We start from the raw sequence: 13,137 nt of genomic DNA, 5'->3' as shown, positions 1-13,137 counted from the left end.
GGGACGAGATGTTATCCTAGCGATCGATCTTACCGGCAGTGTTAACTTTAATGATGAAGGACGCACGCGCCTCGGTCAAATTATTCGCGATAGTTTAAAAAATAACGATTCCGTTTATTTAGTCCCCTTTGCTGATAATATCCAACCGATTACAGAACCGATTTTAATTCGCGGAAGGGAAGATATAGACGCGGTTTTAAAAGCGATTCCCTGGCAATCTAGCCAAAGTGCTAAAAATACCGATATTCAGCGAGCAGAATGGCACGTTTATACTCGACTGGCACGCTTAAATCAGTGTCGTTTAACTGCCAATCAAGCTATCAAACCCCAGTCGGTAGTTTGGATTACCGATGCACCCCTTTCTACTGCTGCGGGGATTACTTCACAACAGTGGATAGAAACCCCAAAAAATAGCCCTTTTCGTCTTGCTGATTCTCCCGAAAGTTTGGAGAGACAAAACTGGCTTAATTCCCTACCAATTAATCTAAGAACCCAAGAAATTACCGCCACTAACGGCAATAAATACAAACTATCAGTGGTCGATATTGCTCCCACAGCACAAGAGTTCTGCACTCCCGCACCGGGAGGACAAGAAACCTGTTTGATTAATCCTTATATCTGGAGTCAGTTATGGTTGCCAGCATTGGTAATTACATTAATGGGAATTGGGGGAATAGTAGCGAGTATTTTGGGAATTCGTCATTGGTTGCTGTTAAATACTGCTTGGACTATTGAAGTCTCCTCTAATGATGATGAAGATGAAACCCAAAAATATATTTTAAAAACATCCGAAAGAATTAACATCGGTGGTGAAGAACATAAGAGGAATACCTTTTCTCGTGCCGGGGAAGAAATTCGCTGCTATTTAGAAAGACGCGGCAATCAGTTATATCTGAAACCTACTAAACAAGCAGAGATTTTTTATCGAGGTAATCAACTAACTCAGGAGGTAAAAATAGATAAAAATTACCTGACTTTAACCTATCACCATAACCATCAAGATTTCGACCTACAAATTCAGATTAGCAAAAAATAACTCAGGAGATTTAAACCATGGCTAACACCAGTCAAACCCGCGCTATCAAACGGACAATTATCATCGGATTAGGTGGTACTGGTCGAGATGTGTTAATGAGAATTCGCCGCTTTATTATTGATAAGTATGGGAAGTTATCTAACCTACCCGTTGTCAGTTTTGTTCATATTGACACAGACAAAAACGCTTTCAATGGTTCGGGTTTACCCACAGGAAATAGCTATCACGGAGAAGAAATTCTTTTATCAGCTGCTGAAAGAGTATTCATTAATATGAATGCTCAAGATGTTAACAATCTAATCTATGAACTTGAACACCAAACCCTTTTTGAAAGTCCCTTTTCCCATATTGAAAGCTGGTTAGACCCAAGACTAAAAAAACAAATAACTGCCATTGAAAATGGTGCGGGAGGTATTCGTCCCGTCGGTCGTTTAGCTTTCTTCCATAACTATCAAAAAATTCAGGAGGCAATTGAAGCAGCGGAAAGACGAACTTCTGGTCATGAATCCTTTATGTTTAGCGGTAAAGTTAATGGTCAAAGTTTTAATGTCCAAGGGGGGTTAAATGTCTTTGTGGTCGGTTCTTTGTGTGGGGGAACTGGTAGCGGCATTTTCCTCGATGTGGCCTACACTTTGCGTCATATTTTACAACAAACCGCCGAATATACATCCTTTGGTTATTTGGTAATTAGTCCTAAACTTTATGGTGATGGGGCAATTATGAGAGCTAATACCTATGCAGCTTTGAAAGAGTTAGATCATTATACCAATGAAAGTAATTCCTTTCAAGCCTGTTATGATAAACAAAATTTCGTCCACATCGATGAAAAACGTTCTCCTTTTGATTTTGCCTACTTAGTTTCTAATCGCACTGCGGGAGATTACCGGATTAATAACAAAGGTAAATTATGTAACGTCATTGCTTACAAGATTTTCTTGGATTTTGCCGATGAGTTATCTCCTCACATCAAAAGCAATCGGGATAACCATAAAGACCCGATGATTCGTAAAGATAATCATCCTTTTCAGATGTGTCAAGGTTATATGTCCTTTGGACTAGCGAGGATTTATTTTACTCGCGACCGAATTGTGCAGATTGGTCTCAATCGTTTTACTCTCAAATTAATTAAATTTTGGTTAGAGGGATATGGTCAAAGTCCCAGTGGACAAGAGTTATTAAGTAAGTTCCTAGCTAATTGGAGTACCCAAAGTAATAAGGATTATTTTACTGCCAGATTGGAAGAAGCAACCCTAGAGAATAATAAAACTTTTTCTAAGACTTTAACCTCTTGGAAAAATTCCCTAGAGGAAGAAATATCCAATAGTCAAGATTTGGAGAATTTACCCCAAACCGTCAAGCAATCCCTAGAAAAAGAGTTTCGCAAAGTACAGGGGGGAGAAACGGATAGCAGTCGCGGAATCTGGTTAACTCTGACCCAACAAACTCAACCTAAGTTAATGGAAAAATTTAAGTCAGATATTGACCAATTTTTGGAGATTATTCTTAATCCTGATAGCCTAGAATTTTCTTTGGAAAATAGCCTATCTTTTTTGGTCGCTTTACAAGTACAGATTAATACCTACAAGGGTAATCTAGAGGAATTATCTCAGGATAATAAAGGGTTTCATTCCTCGGAAAAAATTGAGAATATTTGGAAAAATGTTAAACAAACTCTCGAAGATATAAACGGGAAAAAGTCTGTTTTCAATATGTTTAATAAAAATGCCAATAGCGAGAAAATCAAGGCCGAGTTAAGAGACTACGTTCAAAGCGGACAAAAATTAATTCAGCATAACTTTAATTTCAGCATCAATCGCGAATCTAGAAAGATTGTTGAAGCGATTCTCAAGCATATTTCCAGTCGAATGCTGCAGATACAACAACTGAAAGAATCCCTATATCAGTTAATCACAGAATACGATAAATACGAACAGGAGTTAATGCAGTTAAATCTCGACGAGATGACTGGGGAAGGTATTTTCCCAGAGGAGAATATTGATAACTGTATCCCGGACAGTAACTCCCGAACTCAATACATTTCCGTCAGCCAAAAAGTCACCAATAATTTAGGCTATAATGCTTCCCTATTCAGTTTATTTAGCCAATCTTTTGTTATTGATAATGAAACTCTCAAAGAGACCCTAACAGCAACAATCGAGAAACAGTTTCAATCGGTAAGCACTAATAAAATTGATGCAGTAATTAAGCGATTTATGGGTCAATATAGACCCCATGATTTTCCTGAACGCTTGGCGCAAATTCTGCGAGAAGCTGATTTAATATTACCGATAAATGTTAATGATGCTTACTATCGTTTGCATACAGATAAAAAATTACTAATTGGGACTAAGGACGATAATTCACCCACCATGCAAAGATTCATGAAGACTCTTGAATCTGATTTAAATATTAATCTGGGGACTTCTTTTGAATCAATTCAAACCGACGAAGAAATCCTAATTACCTACGAGTTTGGTGGGTTTCCCCTAAGAATAATTACTGATTTATCTGGGTTGCAAAAAATCTATCAAGACCAAAAGAGAATCAGCATTTTACACAATGATTACAGAATAGATTTTGCTGATATTATCCCACCACCTGCCAAATTAATTGAGGAATTAGAGTTTATTTTCTATCCCGCAATTGCTCTCGCTTTACTAGAATACGATGAGGAAGATGATACTTATCAATTAGTCATCGAAGGGGATTTATTTAACAATAAGTCCATCATTGACATTAGCGGTAATTGGCGACTTGCTTTAGAACAATTTGCATCTCGTAAGGACATGATTAATGCTTTACAGATACTGCTTAATCAGGCAAAAAATGAGATTTTGGCTAATCCTCCTCTATTATTTACTAACGAGGGTGATTATTTCCAGAACGTCAGCTATTTTGTCAACAATGTCAAAAATTTACCTGACCATCACCCCAATGCTCGCTACAAAAATAAGGTAGTTAGACAAGAAGGAAATCATATACAGGAGGCAAAAGAAGGAATTATCACCCGTTTTGTTAATAAACTGAAAATGGAACTAGAAAAACGTGCTGCTGAACAGAAAAAACTCGAAAGACAACAGCAAAAGCAACAAACTTTACTGGGAACAAACAATAACAGTAGTCAACCCAGTTTACCCGCAGAGGTTAGCACTACTGATGAATGGTAAAATTAATCAATCTTAATAATGTTTCCCCAGCTATCTGAGGAAACATTCACCCCCAACTCTCTCTATCAACCACAATTCGAGGTATCCAATAACTATCATGGCATTACTTAACCTTTTTCCCCCCTATCTGATTGTTTTAACTCTAGTCTTGGTTATTTTTCCCACCGTCTTAGCTGTGAGAATCCGGATGACTCTCTATAAATATCTCCAAGATTCAACTGTAAAAGTCAAGGATTTAATTCGGAAGAAAATTACAGTCAAGGACTTAAAGGACTTAATTGAGGGAAAAAGTTCCGAGAAGATACCTAAAATTATCTCTAATCTAAATCTAGCGGAGAGATTTAAGGAAGCTAGTGGTCAACTAGATGATGTTAATACCGCAGCTTTGGTGGATAGTTTATACCATGAAGAAAAATTTACTTTCATGTCTAAATCTCTCAGTTGCGAGAAATGGGATTATTTTGTAAGAGTGTTACCCAATCTCCTCCTCGCTTTTGGTTTGTTGGGAACTTTCTTCGGAATTACTCTCAATCTGACGGGAATCAGCACACTTATCGATATTAATAATGTCGATGTGCAAAGTTTAGGAGAAAAGCTCAAAACTCCCCTAGAAAGTATGGGGATTGCTTTTATCACTAGCTTAATTGGTTTAGCTTGTAGTTCTTTACTGACTGTGATTAACTTAATCTTTAATACCAACCTTGCTAAAGTAAATCTAATTAGTTCCCTAGAAGACTATTTAGATAACATCTTGCAGCCGACTGTAGAAGGGAATAGTCGCTTGGATAAAGCGGTTAATCGCATGGTGCATACACAGCAAGCATTTCTGACTAACTTTCATACTGAGGTGACGAGAGTATTAGAATCTTCTTTAGAGAAAGTTGCTAAAAAAATTGCTGATGGTAATCAGGAAACTGCTAAATTAGTCACTCAGGTTTGTGAAAGATTAACTGAAACCGCAGGAACTTTATCTACCGGTGCGACGACTTTTCAGCGTTCAGCTTTTGAACTTAACGAGCAAGTACCAATTATCACGCAAGCAAACCGAGAGTTTACACAATCCTCTCAGGAACTAAAAAATAGTGTACTGCTTTTTAAACAAGCATCAGAGTTAATTGAAAAAAGTAACTTCTCTGGTAATATCGAAAGGTTTACCGCTAGTTTAGCAGAAACCCAAGGGAGATTCTCTCAATCCACTGCAATACTAGAGCAGAATATCGGGGAGATTATCAGCAGTAATAAAAGAGCTAACAATTTAGCAGAACAAGTGTATTTAAATATCCAAGAATCTTCTCAAAAATTACAAAATAGTGCGGTAGGTTTTCTGGAAGCTTCCGAAAAAATCGAAAGTAGTCAATTTGCTGATAAGTTAGTGCAAGCAACCGCAGATTTAATGACTGCTCATCAACAGTTTGCCAATTCTACTACAGATTTAAACCAATCAACTCAATCTCTAGCTTCTTTAACTCAAGACTTCCACCGTTCAATGACAACTATGGTTGAGTTAGGAATAAAAATTACTGACTTGAATCAAAAATCTGAGACAATCCTAGAACAAAATCAGCAACGCTTAGTCACCGAACAAGAAAAGTTATCTAACATTCAGGGAGAATTAGTAAAATTAATCGAAACTGTGAAAACCTATCAAGACAGTTTTAACTCCGAGTCGAAACAATTAGGAAACCAACTTATCAATCGTCTCGATGAAAGACTCTCCCAAACCTCCGATAAAATCCTCACTGCTTCTAATGGGATTGAGCGCTCTAGTAATAATCTCGATGTGACTAATGCTAACTTGTCTCAGTTAATTGATACAGTGACAGAGCAAGTTACTCAAGTCTCTGAGAAAATCCTAGAACAAAATCAGCAACGCTTAGTCACCGAACAAGAAAAGTTATCTAACATTCAGGGAGAATTAGTAAAATTAATCGAAACCGTGAAAACCTATCAAGACAGCTTTAACTCCGAGTCGAAACAATTAGGCAATCAACTTATCAATCGTCTTGAGCAAAGACTCTCCCAAACCTCCGATAAAATCCTCACAGCTTCCCATGGGATTGAGCGCTCTAGTAATAATCCAGAGGTGACTAATGCTAACCTGTCTCAGTTAATTGATACAGTGACAGAGCAAGTTACTCAAGTCAAGGAAAGCTTACAGTCTGAGTTAAACCTTTTAAGCAATAACTTAGGGATGGTAGTTGATGATAAATTAACTAAGAACTCAGAACAATTAAAAGCAGTTTCCCAATCTATTGAGAAAACAGCCAATCAATTTGGCAGCCTTAAATCAGATTTTTCTCAAGTAATTAACGCGGTGAACACCAACACCAGTCAATTAACTGCTAACTTAGAATCTTTGCGAGATAAGTTAGAGAAAGTTATCGCTAAGGAAAATAAATCGAATCAGAAAATGATTGAACATATTTATGGAGAAATTCAAAAATGTTTAGCAGAACTGGAGAAAATTGGCGAAATGAGTTCTGAATTTTCTAACTTAAAGGATAAGATGAAAGAACTTAAAGAACTTTTTGAGACAATCCCTAATCCTCCTGAAAAAGATGTTCAGGATGACATTTATAAGTTAAATAAGAAGTTGGAAGAACTTAAAAAACTTTTTGAGACAATCCCTAATCTTACTCAAAAAAATGTTCAGTCTGAATTTTCTAACTTAAAGGATGAGATGAAAGAACTTTTTGAGACAATCCCTAATCCTACTCAAAAAAATGTTCAGGATGACATTTATAAGTTAAATAAGAAGTTGGAAGAACTTAAAAAACTTTTTGAGACAATCCCTAATCCTCCTCAAAAAGATGTTCAGTCTGAATTTTCTAACTTAAAGGATAAGATAGAAAAACTTTTTGAGACAATCCCTAATCCTACTCAAAAAAATGTTCAGGATGACATTAACACCATATTTGATAACTTCACTAACAAATTCTAAGCAATTATGTCTAGACGTACCTACTACCGGGATGAAGATAAATCGGTGGATGTTTATCCCGCATTTACCGATTTAATGTCCAATGCTTTCATGATTCTGAGTTTATTTCTCCTCTTGGCACTTTTTCAGTCCTATAATCTCATCAGCAAACTGGAGGAAGCTAACCGAAAACTGCAAACAGCAACCCCGATAGTTATCGATGAAAAATCAGGAAAATTTAAATTTCAGTCGGGAAGTGCTGAATTAAACCCCGCTTTAAAAACCTATATTCGTCAGCGTATTATTCCCGCTATCGAAACCATTACCAAAGACAGAGAAATCGACTTTATTCAAGTAATTGGACACACCGATGGACAGGGAATACAAAAGACAAGTAATCTCGATAAAAATATCGAATCGGTTGCCAGCAGAAAACAATCTGTTAAAATGCTCGTACCCGGTTCTAACACTGATTTAGGATTAATGCGAGCTTTAGCAGTAGTGCAAGAAATCGAAAGCACAGGTAAACTCAAAAACGTCAAATTTCGAGCTTTTTCCGCAGGACAGTTATACCTACCCTCGGGTAAATTAGCCGCGGTTAATCGTGACGCAGATGCAAGCAGACGCAGAATTGAAATCCGTTTTATTCCCCCCGGTAAAAAACAATAATACCAAAAAAATCCAGGAATTTGTTTTTTTATCTTTTGCTTGTTACACTGAGGAAAGAACGAAATTCAAATCAATATCTATGGAACAAAACACTTTAGAGGGGACTTGGGAAGAAATTTTACAGCATAGTGCTAAATTAGCTGGTCAGCGAGTGAGATTGACCATTCTATCTAATCAATCTTCCAATTCTTCCACTCCAGAAACTCTAGACCAAAAATTAAAAGGACGAGTTGGACGAGTTTATTTTCAGCCATCAGATTTATCTGAGCGAGTAGAAGAAGTTTTTACAAATATTTTAGATGATAAAGACTAAACGGTATGGAAATCAACCTTTTGAGGTTGTACCTTAATGATTTTTCATTCCCTAGAGGGTGACATCCTCGTATAAATCCCGAAAAGATGCCGTCAGATTAATACTCTGTAAACTAAAACTTTCTTGCTGATAGGTTTGCAGAATCCATAAACCCTGTTCACCCCGTCGAAAAGTTTCTACTCGTTGGTGTTTACTATTCACTAAGACATATTCCTCTAAACTTTCTAGAGTTTGATAATCATTAAATTTATCACCCCTATCAAAAGCTTCTGTGGAATCGGAGAGAACTTCAATAATCAATTTAGGAAAACGTTTGTAGGTAGCAGTTTCTCTATCTCTGTCATCGCAGGTGACAATAATATCAGGATAATAAAAGTGATTGCGCTTCTCTAATCTGACTTTCACATCGGCAAAATAAACCCGACAATCGGAACCCCGCAAATGATTACGAATAATTGTGTATATATTCCCAGAAACAATATTATGAGTATCCGTCGTCCCTGCCATGGCGTAAACTTGTCCATCGATATATTCATGTTTAATGGGACTGGTTTCTTCAAACTGAAGATATTCTTCTGGAGTGAGATTATTATAGTTAGATAAAGCAATCATTGGTTTTTCTCCTAATCACAACTTTATTAAGTACCTAAGCAGGTAGGTGTTAAAAATTGTCCGCGCTCCCCTTATTAAGGGGTAGGGTTGATTCATAGTAGGGTTGATTCATAGTAGGGTTGATTTATAGTAGGGTTGATTTATAGTAGGGTTGATTCATGAATCAACCCTACTAGGGGTGGGGGGGATCAGAGGCAAAATCTATCTTCTACTTAATTAGAACCACTTACCTAGGCAAAATTAATTATACATCTAAGCCGTTAGCCTTTTCCGTAATCAGTAAGCAGTATTAAGTAACAGTAACATTCCCTGATTACCGTTCACTGTTCACCGATAACCGAAAAGTCTCCTCTCCCCGAGTCTCGACTAGGAAATTAACTTTGCAGGACTAGATACCTGTTGAAATACTGTCTAGGAGAACCCGCGAAAAGAGCCTCGAATGGTTAATCTATATGTTATTACTCTTGTAACTCTCTATAACTACTGCTATGACAACCCTAATTGACTATTCAAATATTCAATCTTTACCCGAAGTTTGGTCAATAGTGGCCCAGCGTTTCCCCAATATTATCGCCCTGCACGATCCCCACAGTAAACCGGAAGTAATTCTCACCTATCGGCAACTTTATCAACAAATTCAGCAATTTGCGGCCGCTTTACAAGCATTAGGAGTCACAGAAACCGAAAATGTCGCTTTATTTGCCGATAATAGTCCCCGGTGGTTTATTGCCGACCAAGGTTCCATGGCAGCCGGGGCCGCCAACGCGGTACGATCTGCTCAAGCAGATGCCGAGGAATTAGCCTATATTTTGGCCGATAGTGACAGTCAGACGCTGATTGTCGAAAATAACAAAACTTTAGGCAAATTGCTGGCGAAAATCCCTGAATTGCCCCTAAAATTAATCGTGCTGCTCACCGACGAAGACCCCGCTACTGGGGCGATTTCCGTGCAGACCTTAAATTTCAAGCAACTAATGGCGATCGGGGCTGAGAACACCCTTAAACCCATCACCAAGAGCGAAAATGATCTGGCTACCCTCATCTACACATCGGGAACGACGGGACAACCAAAAGGGGTGATGTTAAGTCACGGTAATCTGCTGCATCAGGTACGCAACTTAAACGCTATCTTTCAACCGGATCCTGGCGATCGAGTTTTAAGTATACTACCTTCATGGCATTCCTACGAGCGCAGTTGTGAGTATTTCAGTCTAGCTCAGGGTTGCACCCAGATTTATACCAGTATTCGCACTTTTAAGTCCGATTTAAAGCAATTTAGTCCGCAATTAATGGTGGGAGTTCCCCGTCTTTGGGAATCTCTTTACGAGGGTATCCAAAAACAATTTAGCGAACAATCGGCCACAAAACAGAAATTAGTGAGATTTTTGCTAGAAAAGTCGGAAAAGTACGTTATTGCTAAACGTATCGCTGATAATCTCAGTCTTGATCATCTTCATGCTTCCCCCAGAGAAAGACTAAAAGCAAGAATTCAATCCCTCTTACTCTATCCCCTCCATGCCATCGGTGACAAGCTAGTTTATGGCAAAATTCGCCAAGCAGTGGGAAATAAAGTTAAAATCTTGGTTAGTGGCGGTGGTTCCTTAGCCAGACATCTAGATACTTTCTATGAGATTGCGGGAATCCCGATTTTAGTTGGTTATGGACTGACAGAAACTTCTCCTGTGGCTACCGTCCGTCGTATCGATCATAACCTGCGCGGGTCTGCTGGTCGTCCCGTCTTTCAGACAGAAATCTGTATTGTCGATTTACACAGCAAAGAAGTCTTACCCACAGAAAAACACGGTTTAGTCTTGATTCGCGGTCCGCAGGTGATGCAGGGATACTATAAAAAACCGGAAGCAACCGAAAAAGCGATTTCTCCCGATGGTTGGTTTGATAGCGGTGATATTGGTTGGTTAACCGCTGCTGGGGATTTAGTCTTAACCGGACGGGCCAAAGATACAATTGTTTTGAGCAATGGTGAAAATATCGAACCGCAACCGATTGAAGATGCTTGTTTACGCAGTCCCTTTATCTCCCAAATTATGCTAGTGGGACAGGATCAAAAAGCTTTGGGGGCTTTGATCGTGCCTAATCTTGATATACTGGCCAATTGGGCGCAAGAACAGAAAATATCCTTAAATTTACCCGATCTTCACAGCGATCGCTCAACGATTCTTTCTAGCGATCTCTACAGCAAAAAAGTCTTAGATCTCTACCAACAAGAATTAAAGCGCGAGGTGAGAAATCGGCCCAGTTATCGTACCGATGACCAGATTAAAACCTTTGAGTTAATTTTAGAGCCTTTTTCCCAAGAAAACGGCATGATGACCCAAACTTTAAAGATTAAACGACCGGTAGTAACGCAACGCTATCGCGATATGATTAACGAGATGTTTGCCAAGTAAATATTTCTGGCAAATATTCCCTAACCCCTTGACAAAAAGACCTTTTTAGGATAAGCAAATCATGGATGACGCACAAACCAGTTTATTACTGAAGCGCCCGGTGACAATTAAAGTCATCGTGACTCCGCGCTGGAAAGAAGAAGCACAACAGCAATTACAAGCACAAATGGTTCAAATTGATGCACAAATTCAACAATTAGAAACCCAAGGCCAAAGAGCGATCGCAGAAATTCAGCGTCAGAGTCTGATCCCCTTACCCCCTGCGGCTGCCCAACAGATTGACAATATTCAAATCCAAGTCAATCAACAGAAAAGTGAGTTTCTCGAACAAAAAAACCAGTATCTGCAACAATTGCAACAGGTACAACTCTTGGAACTCAATCAAGAAGTCGCCCAAGCACAACTAGAAAGCTTTTTCCGGGTCGAAAAAGGCGATAACTTAGTGGCCAAAATGAATGTGGAACTCGTCCTTAGAGATGGCATCGTCGAAGAAATTCGCGGCGAAATTTAAAGCTAGGGTGAGCAGTTACGGGTCATTCTCAACTTAACCCTTAAAATCGGCAATAGCAAGGGGTATTCTCCCTTGCTCACCCAGAAAACCGCCCCTAGATCACATCACCCCTGACATGGCTTGATCAAGCCTGAAAAATATATTAAGATTCTTTATCGATCGCCAAGACAAACTCGCTTATATTGTCCTATAACTTCACCTCTCCATCGACTCACCCTTAATTAGATCCTATAAATATAGAATCTCTATGCTTTCTTTCTTACCCACTATTCTTTTAGCTCAGTCCGCCTCGGTTCTGCCCCAGATAGAGAGGAAATTAATCACCCAATATCAGGAAGTGCGTCAGTTGCCCGGTCAACTGAATGACGTTCTAGTTTTTAATAGCAATAGTCCCGAAGTGGTAGAAAAAGAGGGAATTCTCCTCTCCACTTTCCCCGGTAAAGGAAAACGTTATCCCATAGCCCATCTCAATCATCCGCTACAAGGACGTTTTGACGTTTTCACCCACCACATCGCTCGTCAAACCGATCCCAATCGCGACCTACACCAGGGCCTGATCGTTACTAATCCCACCTCCAGAAACCTCGTTATCCGCATCCTGCAAGGAGTCAGTTACGTCACCTCCGCCGATGCCCCTTTTGTCGATTTACCCTCTCTGGTGGAAGATCCCAACGGCCGGGTTTTTTCCGGTCCCGGTTCCCGTTTAGCCAGCGATATCATGCGTCGTCGCCATGATACCCAATTTCCCACCCAGATCGTCATTCCCCCGGGCCAAAGTCGGATGCTCTTCGATCTGGTTATCCCCAGAAGTAGCGCCCGCTCGACTCTCCTGCGTCTCTACAGCGATGGCCCTGTTTATATGGCTAATTTAGCCCTCTACGAAGTTCCCCAAAAAGTCAAAATCGAAGATCGGGAAATAGAAACCTTTCGTCCCCCCACCCTAGAGGAATGGCGTACCCTATTAGTTAGAGGTGATTTAGCCGCACCTCGCGATTTTCCCCCCACTCCTCCCGATCAATGGTTCCCCGGAAGAAGAAATTTTTATGGTCGCGTGGCCGGAATTTCTGTCGGTTCGGAATGGGCAACTCGCATTGTTGATCCCAAAGGGGGAATTAATCTCACCATTCCTCAACCCGGTCAAGCTTTCGCCTATCCTTTAAGTACGGTGACGGCAGCTACTTTCGGCACCAGACAAATCCAAAGCGCCCCCATGTTAGTGCGTTATCCCGATACGGCTTTCAAAGCTCACGGTAACTACGGTGTTCACTACTATCTGACTTTACCTCTATATAACAATACTAGCAAAACCCAGGTGGTGGCTTTGAGTATTCAAACCCCAATTAAAGAAGATAATTATCTCGATCGCTTGCTATTTGTTGAACCCGTCCAGGGACCGGTATTTTTCCGGGGTGCAGTGCGCGTTACCTATCGTAACGAACTGGGACGCACCGAGGAACGTTTTTTCCATCTCGTTCAACGGGAAGGACAACAGGGAGAAGCT

9 protein-coding genes are annotated in these 13,137 nt (G+C 39.6%); 8 read left to right on the top strand and 1 reads right to left on the bottom strand.

Features of this window, described 5'->3' with window-relative positions; translation table 11 throughout:
- From IQ242_RS05665 to IQ242_RS05645, 5 genes are all read left to right on the top strand, one after another.
- Positions 1-1,036, top strand: a 1,036-nt coding sequence (locus IQ242_RS05665; RefSeq protein ID WP_193959313.1) for a vWA domain-containing protein, incomplete at its 5' end; no start/stop codon positions are given.
- A gap of 17 nt (positions 1,037-1,053) precedes the next feature.
- Positions 1,054-4,203, top strand: coding sequence for a tubulin-like doman-containing protein (locus tag IQ242_RS05660; protein ID WP_193959312.1), 3,150 nt, complete (start codon positions 1,054-1,056; stop codon positions 4,201-4,203).
- Positions 4,204-4,300: 97 nt separating this feature from the next.
- On the top strand, positions 4,301-7,144 hold the full coding sequence (locus IQ242_RS05655) for a methyl-accepting chemotaxis protein (RefSeq protein ID WP_228020840.1): 2,844 nt from the start codon (positions 4,301-4,303) through the stop codon (positions 7,142-7,144).
- Positions 7,145-7,150: 6 nt separating this feature from the next.
- Positions 7,151-7,792 carry an OmpA family protein gene (locus IQ242_RS05650; protein WP_002777405.1) on the top strand — a complete coding sequence of 214 codons (642 nt, stop codon included), beginning with the start codon at positions 7,151-7,153 and terminating at the stop codon, positions 7,790-7,792.
- A 79-nt stretch (positions 7,793-7,871) separates the two neighbouring features.
- Complete coding sequence (locus tag IQ242_RS05645) at positions 7,872-8,105, top strand: hypothetical protein (RefSeq protein WP_193959311.1); 234 nt, start codon at positions 7,872-7,874, stop codon at positions 8,103-8,105.
- Positions 8,106-8,156: 51 nt separating this feature from the next.
- Here IQ242_RS05645 and IQ242_RS05640 read toward each other — a convergent pair whose 3' ends face one another.
- Complete coding sequence (locus tag IQ242_RS05640) at positions 8,157-8,717, bottom strand: Uma2 family endonuclease (RefSeq protein WP_193959310.1); 561 nt, start codon at positions 8,715-8,717, stop codon at positions 8,157-8,159.
- A 488-nt stretch (positions 8,718-9,205) separates the two neighbouring features.
- On the opposite strand from IQ242_RS05640, the gene IQ242_RS05635 reads away from it, so the two are divergent.
- The 3 genes from IQ242_RS05635 to IQ242_RS05625 form a co-directional block, all read left to right on the top strand.
- Complete coding sequence (locus IQ242_RS05635) at positions 9,206-11,125, top strand: long-chain fatty acid--CoA ligase (RefSeq protein ID WP_193959309.1); 1,920 nt, start codon at positions 9,206-9,208, stop codon at positions 11,123-11,125.
- 61 nt (positions 11,126-11,186) lie between these two features.
- Complete coding sequence (locus IQ242_RS05630) at positions 11,187-11,636, top strand: YlqD family protein (protein WP_002735919.1); 450 nt, start codon at positions 11,187-11,189, stop codon at positions 11,634-11,636.
- A gap of 247 nt (positions 11,637-11,883) precedes the next feature.
- The coding region (locus IQ242_RS05625) for a DUF3370 domain-containing protein (protein WP_193959308.1) at positions 11,884-13,137 on the top strand (1,254 nt) is incomplete at its 3' end.

This window comes from Microcystis sp. LEGE 08355 (assembly GCF_015207185.1).
Classification (GTDB): Bacteria; Cyanobacteriota; Cyanobacteriia; order Cyanobacteriales; family Microcystaceae; genus Microcystis; species Microcystis panniformis.
The sequence above is the reverse complement of the archived record's forward strand: the minus strand, read 5'-3'. Positions and strand labels throughout refer to the sequence as shown.

Bases quoted from the DNA above. Each gene is read 5' to 3' on its own strand.
- IQ242_RS05660 (WP_193959312.1), top strand. From the start codon at position 1,054: ATGGCTAACACCAGTCAAACCCGCGCTATCAAACGGACAATTATCATC.
- IQ242_RS05655 (WP_228020840.1), top strand. From the start codon at position 4,301: ATGGCATTACTTAACCTTTTTCCCCCCTATCTGATTGTTTTAACTCTA.
- IQ242_RS05650 (WP_002777405.1), top strand. From the start codon at position 7,151: ATGTCTAGACGTACCTACTACCGGGATGAAGATAAATCGGTGGATGTT.
- IQ242_RS05645 (WP_193959311.1), top strand. From the start codon at position 7,872: ATGGAACAAAACACTTTAGAGGGGACTTGGGAAGAAATTTTACAGCAT.
- IQ242_RS05640 (WP_193959310.1), bottom strand. From the start codon at position 8,717: ATGATTGCTTTATCTAACTATAATAATCTCACTCCAGAAGAATATCTT.
- IQ242_RS05635 (WP_193959309.1), top strand. From the start codon at position 9,206: ATGACAACCCTAATTGACTATTCAAATATTCAATCTTTACCCGAAGTT.
- IQ242_RS05630 (WP_002735919.1), top strand. From the start codon at position 11,187: ATGGATGACGCACAAACCAGTTTATTACTGAAGCGCCCGGTGACAATT.